21 protein-coding genes and 1 pseudogene are annotated in these 20,964 nt (G+C 72.8%); 10 read left to right on the plus strand and 12 right to left on the minus strand.

The annotated features are described in order from the left end of the window. Positions 1 to 72: 72 nt before the first annotated feature. A complete protein-coding gene (locus GV155_RS01490) occupies positions 73 to 1,383 on the minus strand; it encodes a haloacid dehalogenase-like hydrolase (RefSeq protein ID WP_201300015.1) in 1,311 nt (436 codons plus the stop codon). A gap of 110 nt (positions 1,384 to 1,493) precedes the next feature. Then, positions 1,494 to 1,991, minus strand: a complete 498-nt coding sequence (locus GV155_RS01495; RefSeq protein ID WP_160004596.1) for a MarR family winged helix-turn-helix transcriptional regulator — start codon at positions 1,989 to 1,991, stop codon at positions 1,494 to 1,496. A 93-nt stretch (positions 1,992 to 2,084) separates the two neighbouring features. Between GV155_RS01495 and GV155_RS01500 the strand changes: the two genes are divergently transcribed. Together GV155_RS01500 and GV155_RS01505 are read left to right on the plus strand one after the other, a co-directional pair. After that, positions 2,085 to 2,720 carry a YceI family protein gene (locus GV155_RS01500; RefSeq protein WP_160004598.1) on the plus strand — a complete coding sequence of 212 codons (636 nt, stop codon included), beginning with the start codon at positions 2,085 to 2,087 and terminating at the stop codon, positions 2,718 to 2,720. 55 nt (positions 2,721 to 2,775) lie between these two features. Further along, positions 2,776 to 3,678, plus strand: coding sequence for a dioxygenase family protein (locus GV155_RS01505; protein WP_160004600.1), 903 nt, complete (start codon positions 2,776 to 2,778; stop codon positions 3,676 to 3,678). A 106-nt stretch (positions 3,679 to 3,784) separates the two neighbouring features. Here the strand turns inward: GV155_RS01505 and GV155_RS01510 are convergent, their stop codons facing one another. Then, a complete protein-coding gene (locus GV155_RS01510; protein ID WP_160004602.1) occupies positions 3,785 to 4,255 on the minus strand; it encodes a YdeI/OmpD-associated family protein in 471 nt (156 codons plus the stop codon). A gap of 129 nt (positions 4,256 to 4,384) precedes the next feature. Here GV155_RS01510 and GV155_RS01515 point away from each other — a divergent pair, with 129 nt between their 5' ends. Next, a complete protein-coding gene (locus GV155_RS01515; protein WP_236553832.1) occupies positions 4,385 to 5,512 on the plus strand; it encodes a zinc metalloprotease in 1,128 nt (375 codons plus the stop codon). Between the two features lie 269 nt (positions 5,513 to 5,781). Here the strand turns inward: GV155_RS01515 and GV155_RS01520 are convergent, their stop codons facing one another. The 3 genes from GV155_RS01520 to GV155_RS01530 all read right to left on the minus strand — a co-directional run bounded on the left by GV155_RS01520 (position 5,782) and on the right by GV155_RS01530 (position 10,330). Next, positions 5,782 to 7,878 (minus strand): M14 family zinc carboxypeptidase, encoded by a 2,097-nt coding sequence (locus tag GV155_RS01520; protein ID WP_160004604.1) that lies wholly within the window; start codon positions 7,876 to 7,878, stop codon positions 5,782 to 5,784. Positions 7,879 to 7,962: 84 nt separating this feature from the next. Then, complete coding sequence (locus tag GV155_RS01525; protein WP_160004606.1) at positions 7,963 to 9,384, minus strand: FAD-binding oxidoreductase; 1,422 nt, start codon at positions 9,382 to 9,384, stop codon at positions 7,963 to 7,965. A gap of 31 nt (positions 9,385 to 9,415) precedes the next feature. Beyond that, the gene (locus GV155_RS01530; protein ID WP_160004608.1) at positions 9,416 to 10,330 is read right to left on the minus strand and encodes an AEC family transporter; all 915 of its coding nucleotides are present in this window, start codon (positions 10,328 to 10,330) and stop codon (positions 9,416 to 9,418) included. Positions 10,331 to 10,409: 79 nt separating this feature from the next. Between GV155_RS01530 and GV155_RS01535 the strand changes: the two genes are divergently transcribed. Next, complete coding sequence (locus GV155_RS01535) at positions 10,410 to 11,357, plus strand: 2-hydroxyacid dehydrogenase (RefSeq protein WP_236553834.1); 948 nt, start codon at positions 10,410 to 10,412, stop codon at positions 11,355 to 11,357. A gap of 2 nt (positions 11,358 to 11,359) precedes the next feature. On the opposite strand, the gene GV155_RS01540 is transcribed toward GV155_RS01535, so the two are convergent. After that, positions 11,360 to 12,607 (minus strand): alpha-hydroxy acid oxidase, encoded by a 1,248-nt coding sequence (locus GV155_RS01540; protein ID WP_236553837.1) that lies wholly within the window; start codon positions 12,605 to 12,607, stop codon positions 11,360 to 11,362. Positions 12,608 to 12,680: 73 nt separating this feature from the next. On the opposite strand from GV155_RS01540, the gene GV155_RS01545 reads away from it, so the two are divergent. From GV155_RS01545 to ppk2, 3 genes and pseudogenes are all read left to right on the plus strand, one after another. Next, a complete protein-coding gene (locus GV155_RS01545; RefSeq protein ID WP_160004612.1) occupies positions 12,681 to 13,796 on the plus strand; it encodes an L-talarate/galactarate dehydratase in 1,116 nt (371 codons plus the stop codon). A gap of 68 nt (positions 13,797 to 13,864) precedes the next feature. Continuing rightward, complete coding sequence (locus GV155_RS01550) at positions 13,865 to 14,554, plus strand: FadR/GntR family transcriptional regulator (RefSeq protein WP_160004614.1); 690 nt, start codon at positions 13,865 to 13,867, stop codon at positions 14,552 to 14,554. Positions 14,555 to 14,647: 93 nt separating this feature from the next. Beyond that, positions 14,648 to 15,466, plus strand: a pseudogene (gene ppk2, locus GV155_RS01555) (polyphosphate kinase 2). A gap of 143 nt (positions 15,467 to 15,609) precedes the next feature. On the opposite strand, the gene GV155_RS21080 reads toward ppk2, so the two are convergent. Together GV155_RS21080 and GV155_RS01565 are read right to left on the minus strand one after the other, a co-directional pair. Further along, positions 15,610 to 15,864 (minus strand): MOSC domain-containing protein, encoded by a 255-nt coding sequence (locus tag GV155_RS21080; protein WP_442938855.1) that lies wholly within the window; start codon positions 15,862 to 15,864, stop codon positions 15,610 to 15,612. Then, the gene (locus tag GV155_RS01565; RefSeq protein ID WP_160004616.1) at positions 15,753 to 16,412 is read right to left on the minus strand and encodes an MOSC N-terminal beta barrel domain-containing protein; all 660 of its coding nucleotides are present in this window, start codon (positions 16,410 to 16,412) and stop codon (positions 15,753 to 15,755) included. The genes GV155_RS21080 and GV155_RS01565 overlap by 112 nt, the downstream gene beginning before the upstream one ends. Before the next feature lie 157 nt (positions 16,413 to 16,569). Between GV155_RS01565 and GV155_RS01570 the strand changes: the two genes are divergently transcribed. Beyond that, entirely contained in the window at positions 16,570 to 17,157 is a 588-nt protein-coding gene (locus GV155_RS01570) for a hypothetical protein (RefSeq protein WP_160004618.1), read from the plus strand. A 39-nt stretch (positions 17,158 to 17,196) separates the two neighbouring features. Here GV155_RS01570 and GV155_RS01575 read toward each other — a convergent pair whose 3' ends face one another. Beyond that, positions 17,197 to 18,414 carry a hypothetical protein gene (locus tag GV155_RS01575; protein WP_160004620.1) on the minus strand — a complete coding sequence of 406 codons (1,218 nt, stop codon included), beginning with the start codon at positions 18,412 to 18,414 and terminating at the stop codon, positions 17,197 to 17,199. Between the two features lie 93 nt (positions 18,415 to 18,507). Between GV155_RS01575 and GV155_RS01580 the strand changes: the two genes are divergently transcribed. Further along, a complete protein-coding gene (locus tag GV155_RS01580) occupies positions 18,508 to 19,443 on the plus strand; it encodes an ArsR/SmtB family transcription factor (protein ID WP_236553841.1) in 936 nt (311 codons plus the stop codon). Positions 19,444 to 19,542: 99 nt separating this feature from the next. Further along, entirely contained in the window at positions 19,543 to 20,139 is a 597-nt protein-coding gene (locus tag GV155_RS01585) for a hypothetical protein (protein WP_160004624.1), read from the plus strand. A gap of 12 nt (positions 20,140 to 20,151) precedes the next feature. Here the strand turns inward: GV155_RS01585 and GV155_RS01590 are convergent, their stop codons facing one another. Then, positions 20,152 to 20,358, minus strand: a complete 207-nt coding sequence (locus GV155_RS01590; RefSeq protein ID WP_160004626.1) for a hypothetical protein — start codon at positions 20,356 to 20,358, stop codon at positions 20,152 to 20,154. 5 nt (positions 20,359 to 20,363) lie between these two features. Then, complete coding sequence (locus tag GV155_RS01595) at positions 20,364 to 20,861, minus strand: hypothetical protein (protein ID WP_160004628.1); 498 nt, start codon at positions 20,859 to 20,861, stop codon at positions 20,364 to 20,366. Positions 20,862 to 20,964: the final 103 nt, after the last annotated feature.

Below are 20,964 nucleotides of genomic sequence, written 5' to 3' on the forward strand. Positions count from 1 at the left end.
GGGCCGCCTCGCGACCTGCGGTGATGCCGCGGCGGTCGTGGCGGCGGGCGTCATCGCTACGCAGGAGCAACCTCAGGGGTGGACGCGGTCCCGCTGGTCGGGGACCACGCTGCCGTCCGGGCGTCGCACCGGCCCGAACGACCCGTCGCGGCGCTCCGCGCCCTCGGTGGAGCAGGGGTAGGTGCCGGGCATCCGGGGCAGCGGCTTGATGAACATCGGCGTCACCAGCCAGCGGCCGTCGGCGTCGTCGTAGGCGCGGCACATCACCTCGTCGCTGTTGCGGTTCAGCACGACGTGGGCCAGCGTCGCGTCGGCGACCATCGAGACGTCGGTCGAGGCGTCGCCGACGGCGATCACCGGGCGTACGGCGGCCGGGGCGACGTCGAGCGCGGCGGGGCCCTGGATGCCGAGGACCTCCTGGTTGACCCAGCAGCGCTTGCCCTCGACGTAGGTCATGATCCGGTCGCTGCCGTCGGCGTAGCCGCCGCAGCCCTCGATCCCGGTGGTGACCCGGCCGTCCTCGAGCACCGTGCGGATCCCGATCGTGCGCGAGCGGGGGACGCCGATGCCCGGCGCCCAGACGTCGGCCCACAGCTGCGGCGACGCGCTGACCACCCACGGCGTGATCCCGGCGGCCTCGAGCGTGGCGACCAGGTCCCGCTGCTCGGCGTAGTAGCGGACCCAGCGGATCTGGCGGCTGCTGCCGACCCGCCAGGTGTCACCCCGGTCCGCGCGCAGCGCGGCGTCACGGGCGTCGGCGGCCAGCGCCCGGACCTGGCGCGGGGTGCGCCCGGCCATCAGCTGCGCCATCCAGGCGTAGCCCGCGTTCATCTGGCGGTGGTCGTAGCCGCCGGCGAAGCCCGGCCTCCCGTCGGTGGTGGTCTGCTCGAGGCGCATCGAGAGGATCTCGTCGGCGCAAGCCACCGCCTGCGGTCGGCGCTCACCGGTGGGCAGGGCCCGGCCCGGTCGGGCCAGCGACCCGCAGGCGTCGCGCAGCGCGCGGACGGCGGCCGGGGTGATCCACCGGCTCGTGGTCGACCAGTCGCGGCGCGGGGGCTGGCGCAGCAGCGACTTCCGCAGCACCCAGAAGGTGGTCTGGTCGCTGATGTCGTTCTTGATCATCGTGTTGTCCCAGTCGAAGACCGCGACCGGGGCGTCGCTGCCGGAGCCCTCGCAGGACCCGGCCTGGTCGATCGCCTGCTGGAGCCGCTCGCCGACGTCGCCGTACCAGTGGTCGGCCAAGCGCAGCTGGGGGCACGGACCGGCAGCCGCCGGTAGCGCGGCGGTCGCGGGTGATGCGGGCGACGCGGGGACCAGGCCCAGCGCGAGGACGAGGCCGGCGGCGCCGGCGACGAGGGAGCGGACGGGTCCAGGCAGGTGCACGGTGCCTCCACGGTGAGGCGGTCCCACCCCGAGCGGGCGCGGCCGTCCCGGCACCGTACGCCCGGCGGCGCGTCCCGGCCAGGGGTGAGGAGGGGACGTGATCCGGCCGGTCAGGTCGGCTCGGTGATCACCGAGCGACCCTCCGGGTCCACCCGGTCGAGCACCTTGAGCAGCGCGTTGCGCAGCTGGGCCAGCTCGCGGGGGCGCATCGCGTCGATCACCAGGTGGCGCACGTGCTCGACGTGGCCGGGCGCGGCGGCGACCAGCGCCTGCCAGCCGGCCTCCTCGAGGTGGGCGACCTTGACCCGGCGGTCCTCGGGGTGGCCGTCGCGGCGCACGTAGCCACGCGCCTCGAGCCGCTTGACCACGTTGGACAGGCGCGAGAGCGACCCGGCCACCACCGAGGACAGCTGCGACATCGGCAGCGCGTGGTCGGGCTGCTCGGAGAGCATCGCCATCACGACGTACTCGAAGTGGTTCAGGCCGGCGTCGCGCTGGAGCTGGGCGTCGAGCGCGGCAGGGAGCGTGATCAGGGTGCGGGAGAGGGCGAGCCAGCTCTGCCGCTCGTCGGCGGAGAGCCACCGGGTGCCGGGAGTGTCGTCGCTCACGTCGCCGAGCGTACGGCATTAGTTGCATCTTGAAGTTTCAACCGTTATGGTTACGTCAACGTTGAACCAATCACCGACACCAAGGAGCTCCCCATGGGCATCTTCAACCGCTCGAAGTCCGACACCGACACGACCGCCTCGAACCCGGCCCAGGCTGCCGGCGTCGCGACCGCCGTCGCCGACGCGCCCGTCTCGGTCGACCTGACCGGCGACTACACGATCGACCCGAGCCACTCGCGCCTCGGCTTCTCGGCCCGCCACGCCATGGTCACCACCGTCCGCGGCGCCTTCGGTGAGTTCACCGGCACCGCCCACATCGACGCCGCGAACGCCTCCGCCTCGACCGTCGCGCTGAGCATCCCGGTCTCGACCATCAGCACCGGCTCGGCCGACCGCGACGGCCACCTGGTCTCCGCCGACTTCTTCGACGTCGAGAACCACCCCTCCATCACCTTCACCTCGACCGACGTGAAGCGCTCGGGCGACGACTGGGCGATCACCGGCGACCTCGTCATCAAGGGCACCTCGAAGTCCGTCACGATCGACTTCGAGTCCACCGGCACCGCGACCGACCCGTTCGGCAACCAGCGCGCCGGCTTCGAGGGCAGCACCACCATCAACCGCAAGGACTGGGGCCTGACCTGGAACGCCGCGCTCGAGACCGGTGGCGTGCTCGTGTCCGAGAAGATCAAGCTCGAGTTCGACATCTCCGCCATCAAGAACGTCTGACCCACCCCGGCCAGACCCCACCGACCCGCCGTACCGGCCCGAGAGGGAGACACCCATGATCGACACCACGCTGACGTCGACCGCCCGGGCCGACGCGCGGATCGACCCCGGTCACCCGTTCGCCGCGCACCTGCGCGCCGCGACCGCGCTCGCCGGCTCCCGCCCCCACCGGGCGTGGACGCCGGAGGACGGCCCGCTGCCCGCGCTCTACCTGAGCCACGGTGCGCCGATGCTGTTCGAGATGCCGGGCTGGATGGACGAGCTCCACGCGTGGGCGCAGCGGCTGCCGCGCCCACGCGGGATCGTCGTCGTCTCGGCGCACTGGGAGCGGGCGCCGACCTCGCTGTCGACGCCGACCCCGAGTGACCTGGTCTACGACTTCGGTGGCTTCGCGCCGATGTACTTCCAGATGCGGTACGACACCCCGGACGCCACGGACCTGAGCCGCCAGGTGGCCGGGATGATGCCGGCGGGCGAGGAGCTGCACCAGCACCGCTCGCGCGGCCTCGACCACGGCGCGTGGGTGCCCCTGAAGATCATGTACCCCGAGGCCGACGTGCCCGTGGTCCAGATGAGCATGCCCACGCACGACCCGGGCCGCCTGATGCAGCTCGGCCGCCGGCTGCGCGACCTGCGGGCCCAGGGCGTCCTGGTCATCGGGTCGGGCTACATGACCCACGGCCTGCCGTACCTCGACTGGTCGCGCCCCGACCAGGTGCCCGGCTGGTCCTCGGACTTCGACCTGTGGGCGGCCGACGCGCTGCGCACCGGCGACGTGGACGAGCTGGCGTCGTACCGCGACAGGGCGCCCGGCATGCCGTACGCCCACCCGACCGTCGAGCACTTCACGCCGCTCTTCGTGACCCTCGGTGCGGCCGACGACCCCACCGCGCCGCCGGCCACCGCCATCGACGGGTTCGAGATCGGGCTGTCGAAGCGGTCGTTCCAGGTCGTCTGACCCGGCTCACCCGGCGCGGACGTCATGCGCGCCGCGGGACGTCATACGAACCGTGCACACGTCTGCACCATGCGTATGACGTCCCGGGCGGCCTCGCCCTGCTGGCTCAGTCCGGCGCCAGGTCGCGTACGAGCGCCGCGACCCGCCGCACGCGGGTCTCGGGCCGCGCGGCGTCCTCGACCGGCTGCAGAAGCCGGCGCCGGTCGGGCGGCGAGCGCTGCTCGAACGCCCCAAGCCGGCCGGCAGCCTCGAGCGCGGCACGCACGTCGTCGGGCACCGGGACGTGGTCGGGGTCGGCCGGCCGCAGCCGGCACCGGACGACGTCCCCGGGGGTGACGCCGAGACGCCGCTGCAGCGCCTTGCCGGCGTACATGAACGCCTCCGGGAGGACGTCGGCCCGGTTCAGACCGACGTTGACCGCCACGCCCTCGATGTCGCCCTTGAGCCGCCGGGTGCCGGCCGCGGTGGCCGCGTCGACCAGCAGCTCGTCGAGGCGCAGGACCGTGTAGACGTTGCGGCCCCACGGCAGGGGCTCGACGAGGGTGTCGAACTCGACCCAGGTGCCGTCCGCCGCCATGCCCCTCATCCTCCCGCAGGACCGCGACCGCCGGAACGCCTTGACTGCCCTCGGGCCCCCGAGGATTCTCGCTCGGAGGGCTGAACGCTCGTCCAGGTGCGCCGGTCCGCCCAGCTGAGGGGAGGGCCGATGGCCCCGAGACGTCGTCAGTGCGCCGCCATGCAGGAGTACGAGCGGCTGCTCGAGGAGCAGCCGTCCTTCCGCGGCAACCAGCAGCGCGCGGAGGCCTTCACCGCCCGCGCCGTCATGTCGGGCGAGGCCGAGCGGGTCGCGCGCCGGATGGTGACGATCCCGGTGGTGTTCCACGTCGTGCACCGCACCCCGGCCGAGGACCTCAGCGCGGCGCAGCTCCAGAGCCAGCTCGACGTGCTCAACCGGGACTTCCGCGCCACCAACCCGGACACCTCGAAGGTGCCCGCGCCGTGGCAGGGGCTGGTCGCCGACGCGAAGATCGAGTTCCGGCTCGCAAGGCGGGACCCGTCGGGGAAGAAGACCGACGGGATCGTGCGGGTGCCGACCGAGCGTCGCTCGTTCGGGCCCGGTGACGACGTCAAGCGGGCGGGCAGGGGCGGCTCGGTGGCCTGGCCGGCGGACGCCTACCTCAACATCTGGGTGTGCACGCTGGGCGGCGGCCTGCTGGGGTACGCCCAGTTCCCCGGCGGCCCCAAGGCGACCGACGGCGTGGTCGTGCTGAACACCGCGGTCGGGACCGAGGGCACCGCGGCGGCTCCGTTCGACGGCGGGCGGACGCTGACCCACGAGATCGGGCACTGGCTGAACCTGCGCCACATCTGGGGCGACACCCTCGACTGCAGCGGTGGCGACCGGGTGCCGGACACCCCGAACTGCGAGGGCCCCAACACCGGGCAGCCGACCTTCCCGGTGATCACCTGCAGCAACGGCCCGCACGGCGGCATGTTCATGAACTACATGGACTACGTCGACGACGCCGCGATGTTCATGTTCACCGCCGGCCAGGTGACCCGGATGAATGCGTGCCTGGCCGGGCCGCGGAAGTCGTTCGCGCCGGCACGAGGAGCGACGACGTCACCGGCCGGTGGGTGCACGTGCACGAGGAGGACGCCGACGGGGAGATGGTGTTCCGCCCGGTCGGCACCGTCCTGCCCCCGGCGCGTGGCCGGGTCGCGTTCGAGCTGCGGGCGGACGGCACCTTCGCCGAGTCCGGCCTCGGCGCGACCGACGCGCCCGAGGAGGCCAGCGGCAGCTGGGACCTCACCGACGACACCCTCACGCTGAGCGAGGGGGCGACCCAGGGCGTACCCCGCCGGATGGCGGTCGTGACCGCGGACGCCGACCGCCTGGTGGTCCGCAAGCGCTAGCGCCGCCAGCGCCCGGCGGGCCGCAGGACGTCATACGAACCGTCCACACGGGTGCACCCCTCGTATGACGTCCGGGGCTCGCCGGCACCCGTCCTACCCTGCCCGCGTATGCCCCCGACACGACAGCAGCGGATCACTGCCACCAGGTGGCAGTGATCCGCTGCTGTCAGTGCGGAGCCGGTCGGGTCAGCGGCGCTTGCGCGGCACGCAGACCTTGCCGACGTCGACCCTCTCGCCCCGGTCGACCACGACGCGGCGGCTGGCGTAGACCTCGCCGCGACGGTCGGTGCAGGTGAGCTGCCAGGCCTCCTTGATCCCGCTGGTCTGCGGGGGCTCGGGACCGTCGAAGGACACCTCGCCGGACCACTCGGCCACGCCGCCCTCGTAGTTCTCGGCCGTCACGGTGTACGTCCCGGCGACCGGGTCGGGGATCGTGATGACCTCGGGGTTGTCCAGCGTCGCGCCGGAGCCGACCGTCGTGCCGTCGGGGCCCGTGATGTAGAAGTCCCAGTCGGCGTCGTCGGGCCACTCGATGCTCACCCGGGCGAAGCCGTTGTCGGCGTCGGGCAGGCCCTCCACCTCGAAGGTCGTCTCCTCCGACGCACCCTCCGCGGGCACGCCCGCGGGGTTGGTGAGGGTGAGCGTCTCCTGGGGCGGCGCCTCGGGCAGGCGGCCGTAGCGACCGGCGACCAGGGGGCGCGTCGAGGGGTTGACGTCCATCCGGAACCGGCCGCCGTCGGAGCGGTAGTCGGTCGTCAGGTGGTCCTCGAAGTAGATCTGGCTGCGGGTCGTGCCGTCGGCCTGGAGCACCGGCGAGGTCGGCGAGATGGTGGTCTTGCTGACCGTCAGGGTGCGCCCGGCGGGCGCGCGCCCGGTGATCCGGGAGTGGTACTTCGGCGCCATCGCCGCCTCCATGGCCTGGAGGTAGGCCTCCCGGTTGCCGCCGCCGCTGCCGGCCGCCTCGGTGGCGCCGGTGTACTCGCCGACCACCCCGTCCTCGTAGGCCGGGTGGAAGGAGTCCGGGCCGATCTCGAAGGTGTAGCCGAAGCCGCCGGTGATCCAGTAGCTCCAGTCCTCGGTCGAGCCGGAGGTGTCGTAGAGCTGGTAGGAGGCCTGGCTGACGTAGCCGTTCTCCTCGGCCCACGAGTCGCCGAGCTCCTTGAGCGCGAGCTCGTCGGGGGACTTGCCGGTCGAGGCGATGGCCGGCGGGCGCAGGATCAGGTTCGAGTACGTGTGGTTGCTGATCATCATCGTGACCGCGCGCTCGGAGATGAGCTGGCGCACCGCGTCGCTCTCCGGCTCGCTGCCGGGGCCGTCGCCGCGGAAGGTGTCACCCGACCAGCTGGTGCTCGCGCCGCCGCCGCCCCAGAAGCCGGGGTAGTTGCGGTTCAGGTCGGTGCCGCGCAGCCGCCCGGCCGGGTTGTCCTCGCAGGTCCCGCCGAGGTACTGCTCGGGGGTGTCCTCGGAGATGGAGCAGTTCTTGCGCTTCATCTCGTAGTCGAAGGTCGAGAAGTCACCTAGCGGCTCGGCGCCGCGCGAGACCTTGAACCCGTCGACGTTGACGACCGGCACGATGATCAACCGGGAGCCCTCGAGGAGCCGCTCGGCGCGCGGGTCGCCCTCGGCGGACGACTGGAGCATGTCGAAGCCGAACTCGAGGGTGTTCTCCGAGCTGGGCCACTCCCGCGCGTGGTGCGCGCCGAGGAGCAGGAAGGTCGGCTTGCCGTCCTTGACGTTGTCGGCGCCGGTGGTGATCTCGAGACCCTTGATCGGCTCGCCGAGCACGGTGCGGTTCTCCAGCGTCAGCGGCTTGGTCAGCCTGGGGTAGCGCTGGGCCAGCATCCGCATGTCGGAGAGGTACTCGTCGTAGGTGCGGTAGGCCGTCCGGCCGCTGGGCAGCGGCGACTCGGCGACGCGGGCGGCGTACGCCTGGTCCGCCTTGCGCTGGCGCTCGCTGAGCGCCTCGAGGTCGCGGACCTCGACGGTCCAGGTGAAGCCCGCGTCGCGCAGCGTCTCGCGGTCGGCCTCGTTGTAGAGGACCACCTCGATGCTCTTCTTGTCGGCGTGCTCGGTCGGGTCCAGCCCGAGCGCAAGCACCTCGTTGCGCTTGTCGACGGTCGGGGCGTCGACCCGGACCACCTGCACGCGGTCGTCCGCACCGTTGCCCGGCTCGCCGGCGGCGGGGCCGGAGACCGCGGCCGAGGCCAGGGTGAGGGCGAGGGCACCGGACAGGCCAGCGCCGAGCACCGCCGCCCGGCGGCGCGATTGCAGTCTGAGACGCATGTATTTCCTCCCGAGAACGCGGTGCACCGGAGGCTCCGCAGTGTGAGACACCCAACACCGGACGGGGCCGGTTGTCGAGACCCCTCAGACGACCTTCCCCGGGTTCATCAGCCCCCGCGGGTCGAGTGCCCGCTTCACCGTCCGCATCAGCTCGCGCTCGACCGGGTCGCCGTAGGCGTCGGCGAGGTCCCGCTTGGCCGACCCGAGCCCGTGCTCGGCCGAGATGCTGCCGCCCAGACGCGTCACCTCGTCGTAGATCGCGGCCGAGAGCGCGTCCGCCTTCTCGAGCAGGACCGCGTCCGGGGCGCCGACCGGCTTCGAGAGGTTGTGGTGCAGGTTGCCGTCGCCGACGTGGCCGTAGGTGATCCGGCGTACGCCCGGCAGCACCGCCTCCAGCGCCCGGTCGGTGGCGGCCACGAGGGCGGGCAGCGCGGCGATCGGGACGGTGACGTCGTGCTTCAGGCTGGGCCCGGCGGCGCCCTGCACCTCGGAGACGCCCTCGCGCAGGAGCCACAGCGCCGTACGCTGCGCGGGCCCGCCCGCGACCACCGCGTCGGCCACGAGCCCGCGCTCGTCGGCGGCGACCAGCACCTCCTCGAGGCCGGACTCGAGCACTTCAGTGACTGAAGCGGCGAGCTCGAGCAGGACGTACCAGGGGTGCGACCCGGGGAACGGGTCCCGCGCGCCCGGGGCGTGGTCGAGCACCAGCCCGACCGCCTCCCGCGACACGATCTCGAAGGTGGTCAGGTCGCTGGCGGCATGCTCCTGGGCGACCGCCAGCAGGTCGACGGCGGCGGCGACGTCGCGCACGGCGACCCACGCCGTCGCCCGCGCCGGGGTCGCCGGGAACAGGCGGACGGTGGCCGCGGTGATCACGCCGAGCGTGCCCTCGGCGCCGATGAACAGCTGCTTGAGGTCGTAGCCGGTGTTGTCCTTGCGCAGTGCGCGCAGCCCGTCCCACACCTGTCCGTCGGGCAGCACGACCTCGAGCCCCAGGGTCAGGTCGCGCATCATCCCGTAGCGCAGCACGCCCGTGCCGCCGGCGTTCGTCGCCAGCACGCCGCCCACCGTCGCGCTGCCCTCGGAGCCGAGCGAGAGGGGGAAGAGCCGACCGACCCCGGCGGCCGCGTCCTGCAGTCCGCGCAGGGTCACCCCGGCCTCCACGGTCGCGCTGCCGCCGACCGGGTCGACGTCGCGCACCGCGCGCATCCGGCCGAGCCACAGCACCAGCTGGGACCCGGAGGCGTCGGGGATGCAGCCGCCGCACAGCCCGGTGTTTCCGCCCTGGGGGACGAGCGCGACGCCGGCCTCGTGGCACAGGCGTACGGCGGTCGCCACGTCGGCGGTCGAGCCCGGGCGGAGGACGGCCGGGGTGGTGCCGCGGTACGCCCCGCGCCAGTCGACGACGTGGCCGGCCACGTCGTCGGGGGAGGCGGCGGCGGTGAGGACGCCGGCGGGTCCGAGCGCGGCGGTGAGCGCGTCGAGCAGGCGGTCGGGGACGGTCATCGGAGCTCCGTGGTCGGGGTAGGGGGCGGCATCAGCCGAGCAGCAGGGCGATCAGCAGCGCCACCGGCAGGCAGCCGAGCGTGGTGACGAGGACGACCTCGCGGGCCAGCGTCTCGCCGACGCGGTAGCGGGTCGAGTGCAGGAAGATGTTCTGCGCCGTGGGCAGCCCGGCGACGATCACGACGCCGAGCAGCGCGCGGCCGTCGAGGCCGCAGGCGGAGCCGACCGCCCACGCGACGACCGGCATCACGGCGAGCTTGAGCACGGTCGCGGTGACGACCTCGCGGCGCTGCCCGGCCCGGCCGAGCGGGGGGCTGAGGCGGAGCGCGGCGCCGTACGACAGGAGCATCGCGGGGATGGCCAGCCCGGCCAGCAGCGCGACCGGCTGGCCGACGATCGCGGGCAGCGTCCACCCGGAGACGGCGAGGACCAGCCCGATCGCGGAGCCGATGGTCAGCGGGTTGCCGGCCAGCCGCTTCACCACCGACACGGCACTGGTGCCGCTGCCGGCGCGGCGGTCGAGGTAGGCCAGGCTCAACGGCTGGACCACCAGCACCTGCACCAGCAGCGTCGGCACGACGACGGCGGCGTCGCCCACGACGTAGGCGCCGACGGCGATGCCGAGGTTGCCGGCGTTGACGTAGGACGAGACCAGCGCTCCGATCAGGACGTCGCCGCCCTCGTTGCGCCAGACCAGCCGGGAGACCAGGGCGAAGACGAGGAAGCAGGTCGCGAGCGAGGCCGCGGAGGCGACGACGTTGGCGGTGGTGTCGGCGCCGATCTCGAGGCGGCTGATCGTGGTCAGCATCAGCGCCGGGGTGGCCACGAAGAACGAGACCTCGGCCAGGGTGCGCTGCGCGGCCCCGTCGATGATCCCGCGGTGGGCCAGGAAGGCGCCGGCGCCGATCACGGCGAGGATGGTGGTGAAGCCGGTCAGCAGGTCCACGCGGTCACTTTCCCGAGGTGGTGCGGTGATGCCCGGACGGCACTGGACGATGCTCGCCGGCGCTGCCTACGGTCCGGCCGTGACCCACTCTCCCGCAGTCGTGACCGTCGGCCCGCTGATGCCGGACCTGGTGGCCGCGCTCGAGGAGCGGTACGCCGCCCGCCCGCTGGAGTCGCTCGACTCCGCGGCGGGGAGCGGCGCCGGGGTGCGGGTGGCAGTGACCACGGGACGCACGGGCGTGCGCGCCGACACCCTCGACCGGCTGCCCGACCTCGGCGCTGTCGTGCACTTCGGGGTCGGCCACGACCGCACCGACCTCGCCGCACTGGCCGCGCGCGGGGTGGTCGCCTCGACCACGCCCGACGTGCTGACCGACTGCGTCGCCGACACCGCGGTGGGGCTCGTGATCGACGTGATGCGGCGGCTGAGCGCGGCCGACCGGTTCGTCCGGCGCGGGGAGTGGGCGCGGCCGGGCGGCGGGTCGTACGCCTTCCCGCTGGCGCGGCGCGTGAGCGGAGCCAGGGTCGGCATCCTCGGCCTGGGCCGGATCGGCAAGGCGGTCGCGGCGCGGCTGGAGGCGTTCGGGTGCGCGGTGTCCTACACCGGCAGCGGCCCGCAGGACGGTGTCGACCTGCCCTTGGTCGCGGACCTGGTCGAGCTGGCCCGGGAGGTGGACGTGCTGGTGCTGGCCTGCGCGCTCACCGACCGCACCCGCGGCGCGGTCGACACGGCCGTGCTCGACGCGCTCGGCCCGGACGGGTTCCTGGTCAACGTCGCCCGCGGCGCCGTGGTCGACGAGGCCGCGATGGTCGCCGCGCTCGAGGCCGGCCGGCTCGGCGGGGCGGGGCTCGACGTGTTCGCCGACGAGCCGCACGTGCCCGCCGCGCTGCTGGAACGCGACGACGTGGTGCTGCTGCCGCACCTGGCCAGCGGCACGGTGGAGACCCGGGCCGCGATGCGCGACCTGGTCCTGGCCAACGTGGCGTCGTTCCTCGACGACGGTCGGCTGGTCACCCCGCTCGGCTGAGGTCATGAGTCGCGCAGCCGGACGTGCGCGTCGGTGATCGAGGCGACGTCGGGCGTGCCGAGCAGGCACATCGTGCGGCGCATCTCGGCGACCAGCAGCGCGAGCGCCTTGTCGACGCCGCGCTGCCCGCCGACCATCAGCCCGTAGAGGTAGGGCCGCCCGATCAGCACGGCGCGGGCGCCGAGGCCGAGGGCCGCGACGACGTCGCCGCCGTGGCGCACCCCGGAGTCGACGTAGACCTCGGCGGTGCCGCTGACCTTGGCGACCGCCTCGACGACGGGCGCGACCAGCTCGAGCGGGGCGGGGGAGCGGTCGAGCTGGCGCCCGCCGTGGTTGGAGAGCACGACGGCGTCGGCGCCGGCCTCGACGCAGGCGACCGCGTCGCCGACCGAGAGGATCCCCTTGACCACGACCGGGCCGCCCCACTGCTCCTTGATGCTCGCGACGTCGGCCGGGCGCAGGGTCTGCTCGCGCAGCTCGTTGGACATCCCCCACCGGCCGTAGGGCGACCCCTCGGGGAAGGTCGCGAACCGCAGCGGCTCGGTGGTGAGGATGTTCGAGACCCAGCCGGGGTGGCGGGCCAGCCCGGCGAGGGTGCGCGCGGTGAGCGCCGGCGGGATGGCGAACCCGTTGCGCACGTCCTTGCGCTTGAGCCCGGTGACCGTGGTGTCGACGGTGATCATCAGCGCCTCGTAGCCGTGCTCGCGGGCCTGGGCGACGTGCTCGGCGGTGACCGCACGGTCCTTCATGACGTAGAGCTGGAACCAGTTCCGCCCGCCGGGCGAGGCGTCCGCGACGTCTTCGGCGGAGGCGGTGGCGTAGGTGGAGAGCGTGTACGGCAGCCCCGCCCCGGCGGCGGAGGCCGCGACCGCGCGCTCGCCGGTGTGGTGGGACAGGCGGGTGTAGCCGGTGGGCGCGAGCACGACCGGCGCGGCCGCGGGCCGGCCCAGGATCGTGGTGGCGGTGCTCGGCTCGGGGACCTGCCCGAAGGTCGTCGGGCGCAGCTCGACCCGGTCGTACGCCGCCCGGTTGCGCGCCAGGGACACCTCGGACTCGGAGCCGCCGGCGACGTAGTCCCAGACCGCGGCCGGCACGCGCCGCCGGGCCCGCTTCTCGAGGTCGTCGATGCTCAGGCAGCGGGCGAGGCGGCGCTCGACGGGGTCGCGGTGGGCGTCGCGCAGCTGGAGGAACGGGCGCAGGTCGTCCCAGCGGGGGAGCTGGCGGGGCGGGGGCTGGATCGGCGCACTCACTGGCGCTCCTGACATTCGTAGGATAACTTCTGCACTCATCATACAAGTTGCTCCACTCCGAGGGGAACCGCCCGTGTCCGACAAGATCCGCAGCCTCAAGCTCTCCCACGTCGTCCTGCCGCTGGAGACGCCGGTCAGCGACGCCAAGGTCCTCACCGGGCGCCAGAAGCCGCTGACCGAGACCGTCCTGCTCTTCGTGGAGATCACCACCGAGGACGGCTTCGAGGGCATGGGGTTCAGCTACTCCAAGCGCGCCGGCGGCCCGGCGCAGTTCACGCACCTGCGCGAGGTCGCCGAGGTCGCGATCGGCCAGGACCCCTCCGACATCGACCGGATCTACCAGTCGCTGATGTGGGCCGGCGCCTCCGTCGGCCGCTCCGGCGTGGCGACCCAGGCCGTGGCCGCGCTCGACGTGGCGCTGTGGGACCTCAAGGCCCGCCGCGCCGGCCTGCCCCTGGCTAAGCTGATCGGGGCTTACCGGGACTCGTGCCAGGTCTACAACACCTCCGGCGGTTTCCTGCAGGCGTCGGTCGAGGAGATCAAGGAGAAGGCGACCGCCTCGCTCGAGATGGGCATCGGCGGGATCAAGATCAAGGTCGGCCAGCCCGACTGGCGCGAGGACCTGCGCCGCGTCGAGGCGCTGCGCGAGCACCTCGGCGGCGGCCCCTTCATGGTCGACGCCAACCAGCAGTGGGACCGCGCCCGCGCCCGCCGGATGTGCCGCGAGCTCGAGCAGCACGACCTGGTCTGGATCGAGGAGCCCCTCGACGCCTGGGACGCCGTCGGCCACGCCGACCTCAGCCACGTCTTCGACACCCCGATCGCCACCGGCGAGATGCTGACCTCGGTGCCGGAACACATGGCGCTGATCGATGCGGGCTACCGCGGGATCGTGCAGCCCGACGCCCCCCGCATCGGCGGCATCACCCCCTTCCTGCGCTTCGCGACGCTGGCCGCGCACGCCGGCCTGGCGCTGGCCCCGCACTACGCCATGGAGATCCACCTCCACCTCGCCGCCGCCTACCCAACCGAGCCGTGGGTGGAGCACTTCGAGTGGCTCAACCCCCTCTTCGACGAGCGCGTCGACATCCACGACGGCCGCATGTGGGTCCCCGAGCGCGCCGGCCTCGGCTTCACGCTGAGCGACCAGATGCGCGCGCTGACGAAGGAGACGGTCACCATCGGTTGACGGTGGTCGAGGAGCGAGCGAAGCGAGCGTCACGAGACCCCGTGACCACGACGTGATGAGGTACCCCCGTGAAACCCACCGGCACCCTGACCCACCGCGTGGTCTCCGGCCTCAAGGACGCCATCCTCGGCGGCGAGCTGAACCCCGGTTCCAAGCTCCCCTCCGAGGCCGCCCTCGTCGCCGAGTACGGCGTCTCCCGCACCGTCGTCCGCGAGGCGGTCTCACGCCTCCAGGCCGAGGGCCTGGTCGAGACCTTCCAGGGTCGCGGGTCGTTCGTGCTGACCGTCCCCGAACCGTCCACCTTCTCGCTCGAGTCGTCCGCGATCCGCACCCACCACGACGTCCTGGCGATGGTCGACTTCCGCATCGGCGTGGAGAGCGAGGCCGCTGCCCTGGCCGCCGCGCGGGTGACGCCGGAGTCGGCCAAGGCCGTGCAGTCAGCGCTGGCCCAGCTGACCGAGGCAGGCCACGAGGGGGCGGTCGAGGCCGACTTCGCCTTCCACCGTGCGGTGGCCGCCGCGACCGGCAACCGCTTCTACGTCGACCTGCTCGACTCGCTCGGCCCGATGATGATCATGCTGCCGCGCACCAGGCTCTCGGACGAGTACTCGCTCTCCGACGCCGCCCACGTAGAGCGGGTGCATCGCGAGCACGAGCAGGTCGCGGCTGCAGTGGCAGCGGGGGACGCCGAGACGGCGCGGGCGGCGATGCGGGTCCACCTCGGGAGCACCCGCCGTCGGTTGTCGGCGGGCGGCTGAGGAGTCCGACTAGTCTCGGGGGACCCGGTCTCGACCTCAGGAGGTCTCGTGGCTCGCGAATCGACAGGCAGGCCGCCCGCTGGCCCCGACGACGTGGCCCGGACGGCCGAGCCGAGCGACGAGCGGTACAACAAGCAGGGCAAGCTCCGCTCCGCCGTCTACGACGCGGAGATGGAACGGCTGCAGGAGCAGCTGGTGCTGCTGCAGTACTGGATCCAGCGCCAAGACCTCAAGGTGCTGGTGATCTTCGAGGGTCGTGGTTCAGCCGGCAAGGGTGGCGTGATCAAGCGGATCACCGAGCGCACCTCGCCGCGCACGGTGCGGGTGGTCGCCCTTCCCAAGCCGACGGAGCGCTAGCGGACGCAGTGGTACTTCCAGCGGTACGTGGAGCACCTCCCGGCCGCGGGCGAGATGGTGATGCTCGACCGCTCCTGGTACAACCGCTCGAACGTGGAGTGGGTGATGGACTACTGCTCCGAGGAGGAGCACCAGGAGTTCCTCCGCAGCTGCCCGGAGTTCGAGCGGATGCTGGTCCGATCGGGGATCCAGGTCATCAAGTACTGGTTCTCGGTGTCCTTCGACGAGCAGCGCAAGCGCTTCGAGGCTCGGAACGCCGAGCCGCTCAAGCGCTGGAAGCTCCCGGACATGGACCTTGCCGAGCATGAGCTCTACGTGCGCTACTCGATGGCCAAGGACACCACCTTCCAGTTCACCGACATCAAGCAGGCGCCGTGGTTAGTGGTGCCCAGCGACGACAAGAAGGCGGCGCGGCTCAACTGCATCAGCCATCTGCTCTCGCAGTTCGACTACGTGGACATGGCCCCCGACGTCGTCGAGATTCCGGAGATGCGCCAGGAGCCCTACGTGCGTCCGCCGATCCACGAGCAGACCTTCGTCCCGCACCTCTTCTAGACGCCTGGTCACTCGTCCTGGTCGCTCGTCTGCCGGTTGGGGGTCCGGCGTAGCGACCGAAGGGTGGCCCGGGCCGCAAGCTCGCTGACCTGGGAGGACGTCGGCGTCGTTGGTCGCAGACGCCCGATCGCTACGCCGGACGACTACGCAGGCGTTGCAACCGGACCGGTCGCGGGCCTCAGAAGGTCACCGACCGCGACCTCGCCCGGCTCGACCACCTCGGCGTACACCCCGAAGCAGGCGCCCATGCCGAGCACGGACTCCTGACGGCCGCGGTAGTTCGTGATCATCCGCAGTGTCTGGAGGTCAGCCACGCCCGAATCGGGATCCCGGGTCGTCGCCACGCAGCGCTTGACCTGACCACGGACGCGCAGGACCGCGCCGCCGACCTGCAGCAGCTCCCCGTCCCAGGAGCCTCGACGTGTGGGTCGCCTCCGTCGACCTCGATCAGCATCCGGAACCGCCGCGAGTCGACCTCGGTCAGCCCCGCCCTGGTGGCCAGCTCCGCGACCGAAGCGGTTCCCAGCAGCGTCACGGGCTCGACGTCGAACGCCGAGCCGCGGGCGCGTACGAGCTGGACCCGGCGGCCCACGAGGTCGGAGAAGAAGCTGCTCCACGTCGGGTCGGCGACGAGGTCCCCCGCCAGCCTGCGGAGCCCCCACATGTCGGTGTCGACGCGGACGCCGGCCACGACGGAACCGCTGTGGAGGATCTCGTCCGCACGACTCACCTCGAGGTGACGGGTCTCCGCGTCGTACGTCGCACTCAGGCCGTACAGGCCGGGGTTGCGCGTACAGCTTTGCAGGCCGCCTTCGTCGTCGACCAGGAAGAAGAGCCGGTCGCCGGCAGCGCCCTGCGTCGTCAGCTCGATCGAGTCGGGGTGGTCGAGCATCAGCCCCTTGACCGGTGTGGTCGAGAGGCGGGTGACGGTGTACTCGGGCGGCACGTGTGCAGCCTTCCACGGCGGCCCGCCACAGCGTCGGGTCAGCCGAGGACCTTCTCCTGGTCGCGGACCAGGGGCGGCGGACGCTCGACCGACGCCGCGTCGCACCGAGTGAGGCGAAACCCTCACTCGCCACCCCATCTGCTCCTACGCTCTGCGCATGGGCGCAGCGACGGCTCGGACACTGGTCGCTCGGCCGCGCCCGGCCGGATCCCTGGCGGAGCTGCCGGCGGCGTACTGGTCGCAGATGCGCCGGGTCTGCTCGCCCGGCCGCCCGGACGTGCTGATCGACCACGTGCTCGTCGGCCCGAGCGGCATCTACCTCATCCGCTACCTGACCGCAGAGCCCGACGGGTCGTGCCTGGACGCGGCGGCGCTCGCGGACTACGCCGCCGTCGTCACCGGTCTCGCACCGCCTCGCTACCGCGACCGGTGCCGGCCGGTCCTCTGCGTGCGGGGCGGTGCCGAGCGTGCCGACCACGTGGACGGCGTGCTGGTCGCCTCGGTGGGTGCGCTCGAGCAGGTCGTGCGCTTCGCGACGCCGGTGCTGTCGTCCTCGGAGGCGCGCCAGGCGTCCGCCGTGCTGCGCAGGGACCTGATCGACGTGCCGGCCGAGGCCGGTACGTCCCGCCGCCGGCTGCGGGCCCTGGTCCGGATGGCGGCGGCGTCCGCCGCGGTGGCCGCCGTGTCCGTCGGCGCGCTGGTGCTCGGTCCGGAGGCGATCGAGCTGCTCGCCGGCCGGGGGTGAGGATGGAGGCGCCGGTCACGACGCGGATCGGGATGGGGGTCAGGCTCGTGCGGACCCCAGGGTCAGGACCGCGGCCGGCTGGTCGGCGCGGCTACGACGGAGACCGGGCGTCAGCGCGAGGGTGACCGCGACCGAGGCCACCGCCATGAGTGACATCGCCGTCCCGGCCGCGTGGGCGTCGGCCCCGAGCAGGGTCGCGACCAGGCCCGCCACGAGGGCGCCGATCCCCTGCATCGCCATCAGGCCGAGGCCGTTGAGACCCAGGACGTGTCCCCGGATGTCGGCGCCGGTTCGGGTGATCAAGCGTTCCTGCAGCGGCAGGCTCGCGCAGTAGCCGACCGACGCGACGGCGGCGAGGAGGCAGGCCGTCACGACGCCCGGCTGCAGGAAGAACAGCAGCCAGGGGACGGCGAGCAGGAGCCGTGCGGGTTCGACCAACCGGTCCCGCCAGGCCGGCGGCACGAACCGACCCATCGCGACGTCGCCCGCGAGCATCCCGACAGCCGTCGCGGCGAAGAGGAACCCGGCCCGCTCGCCGGCGTACGGCACGATCAGCGCCTCGCAGCCGACCACCAACCCGTTGGGCACCCACAGGGCGAGGTAGACCGGGCGGAGCGTCGGGGACCCGAGGAGAAGCCGGTTGACCGCCCTGCTCCGGGGCACCGCCCGACCCGTGCTCCGGGGCGGGTGGTCCGTCAGGCCGAGGCGCACCAGCACGACGACAGCCAGGGCGGTCGCTGCGGCACCGAGGAACATCTCCGACGTGCTGAACACCAGGACGAGCGCCCCGCCGAGGCCGTACCCGGCGATCTGCATGACGCCGACCGCGATGTTGATGGTCGCCCGGCCGAACACGAAGGCCCCCTCGGGGAGGATGTCGGCCACCAGCGCCATGGTGCTGCCGCCGAAGGCCGACAGCAGGACCCACGGCACGAGCAGCAGACCGAACCGCGCCACGAGGGGGAGACCCGGGATCGCCTGTGCGGCGAACGAGGCCGCCTCGATCGCCGCGACCAGCGCGATCGACGTACGCGGACGCCACAGGTCTGCCAGCGAGAGCAGGAACCACGAGCAGACCAGCCGGACCAGCGGACCGCCGAACATCACGAACGCGGTGACCAGCGGCGACCCGGTCTCTGCGTAGGCGAGCGTGCCCAGGGCGAGGCTCCCGACCGAGGCTGCGCCGACCATCAACGACGTCGCGCCGAAGAGAACGCGGAACTCCGCGACGCCGAACAGCTCCCGGTAGGTCCGCATGGGTCGAGCGTCGACCAGTCGCCGACGCGGCGCTAATGTTTCGTCGGGAGGCGAAACGTGGGGACCTGGAACGTGCCGGCCGACGTTCTTGCTGTGAGCGGCTTCGGCATCTCCCCGAAGGCCGAGGTCGTTGCTGCGCTGGGTTCCCTGCTCAACCCGCGTTCACCCGAGCAGCGGGTGTTCAACACCGCCCACCGGGCGGCGTTCGAGCAGTGGCTGACCGCCCACCCCGCCGCGCGCGACCTGCTGGGTGCCAGCTTCCGTCAGTCCAGGCCCGGGGTGCCCGGTTGGATCGCCGACTACCTGGCCGATCCCGCAGACGTCCCCGACCCCACCTTCGACCACGAGGTCGCCCTGATCGCCGGGCTGACCGACGACGACCTCCGCACCGACCTGCTCGAGACCACCGGCGCTCCGCTCACGCGGCACCTGCTAGAACCGGGTGTTCGCGACGTCGCCATCGAGGTGGTCCGGTGGCTGTGGACCCACACCGTCGAGACCGACTGGCCCCGGCGCGAGCGGATCCTCCGCGCCGACGTCGTCGCGCGTACCGCCCAGCTCGCCTGGCACGGCTGGGCCGCCGTCCTCCGCGACCTCGGTCGGGACCGGGAGTGGGACGGCGACGGACACCTCCGGATCAACCGCTACGACCTGCCGGCCCGCACGCTGCCCCCGAACGCCCGGTTGACCTTCGTGCCCACCCACGCCGACGGCAGCTGGGTCGGCTGGCGGGACGAGCGCTACGCCGTCTACTACCCGGTCGCAGGCCGGCTCGCCTCCGTCGACGCGGCCCAGGCCGAGGGGCTCGGCGCCCTGATCGGCGCGAACCGCGCCCTGGTCCTGGCCCTCCTCGACGTGCCGCGCAGCACCTCACAGGTCAGCGCCCTCAGTGGCTTGGTCCTGGGCTCGGTCGGCAGTCACCTGCGCATCCTGCTGGGGTCCGGTGCTGTCACCAGACGGCGCTCCGGACGGGAGGTCCTCTACTGGCGTACGGCACTCGGGGACGCGCTCGTTGCCTCCGGCTCCTGACGGAGTCCCCGCTCGGCGAGCGGGTGCGCCCGCCGTGCTCTGCCAGCACACTTCCGCGTTCTCCAGCGGTGCGCCGCCCCCGGTGGCGACACTGTCGTCGTGGCGAAGCGCACGAGGCCGGTGACCAGGCGCGACCCGCGCGACGTACCAGGGTTCGAGCGAGCCGCCGAGCTCGGTCTGCTCCCGCAGGTGCCGCCGTCCCCGCCGGAGCCGGTCGCGCCCAACTCCCGCCACCTGCTGCTCGCGAGCGTGGGTGCTGCGACGGCCGGGGTCCTGACGGTCCTCGTCGCCGCAGGCCCGCTCGACGCGCCGGGCTGGGCCCTGGGGCTGTTGAGCGCGGCAGTCGTCGGCGTCGTCGGCGCCGTGCTCCTCATGATCCGGGGCGCGCAGTGGAAGGAGCTCCAGGCGGGGTACTGCCGCCTCGACCACATGGTGGCGTCGTTCGCCCGCGACCACGAGGTGCGATTCCCGGCCTCGGGGATGCGGGGCGCGCCCTGGGACCTGCAGGGTCTGTGGCGCCTCGACGACGCGGGGTCCGTCCAGCGCGCTCCCGTGCCGCACGTCCTGCCGCCCGGGCACTACCCGTCGCCGAACCGTCCGGGCGAGCTGGAGCTGTGGACCGGCGAGGTGTGGGCCTACCTGTACCGGCAGCCCCGTACGTCGTTCCTGCCGACCGAGGACGAACTGACGCCGTGACGCGTTCCGCGACTACCGACCGCCGAGCCGTTCGCTGAGCCACGGCAGCAGCAGCGTCGCCGACGCCACCCCGATCAGCATCACCGCGAACACCCAGTACGACGCGCCGCTGCTGCCCCGCGCGAACCCGGCCACCACCATCACGCCGCCCGCGACGTACAGGACGATCGCGGAGGTGAGGCTGCCGGCGATCCGGATCCGGCGGGGCAACGACGACACGACGATCAGCTGCTGGTGAGGGACGACGCCTTCTTGCTGGCGTTCTTCGCGGCCCGCTTGGTGGCCTTGCGCGACGACTTCACGCCCGACTTCGCGGCCGAGGTGACGCCCTGGGCGACCAGGGTCATCCCGGCGCCGACGAGCCACACGTCCTTGGCGACACCGATGCCCTCCTGGCTGGGGCGGATGCCGTCGTCCAGGGTCATCGACGGGGTCTTGAGGTACATCCCGAGCAGGCTCGCGCCGAACCCGGTCAGTGCGGCGCCGGCGACCGTCGCGTTCACCTTCGGCAGCAGCAGCGCGCCGCCGACGGCGATCTCGCTGTAGGCGAGCACCTGGGCGAACGTCTTCGGCTTCATGTCCTTGAACACCGAGGGGTACGTGCCGGCGGCCGCGCCGTGCAGGAACTGCGCCGTGCCCTCGTCGGCGCCGAGCTTGCCGATGCCGGAGTTGAGGATGTAGGCGCCGGTGGCGACGCGGATCGGGATGTGGGTCGGGTTCATGCGGACTCCAGAGTCAGGAAGCAGGGAAGTCCCGACCATAGTTCGACCCCGGGGCGGTCGGACTAACCCCTTGAGGGTGCGCAGCGCACTGGGTGTTCCTCCT

The organism is Nocardioides sp. AX2bis, from assembly GCF_902506435.1.
In the GTDB taxonomy this organism is placed as follows: Bacteria; Actinomycetota; Actinomycetes; order Propionibacteriales; family Nocardioidaceae; genus Nocardioides.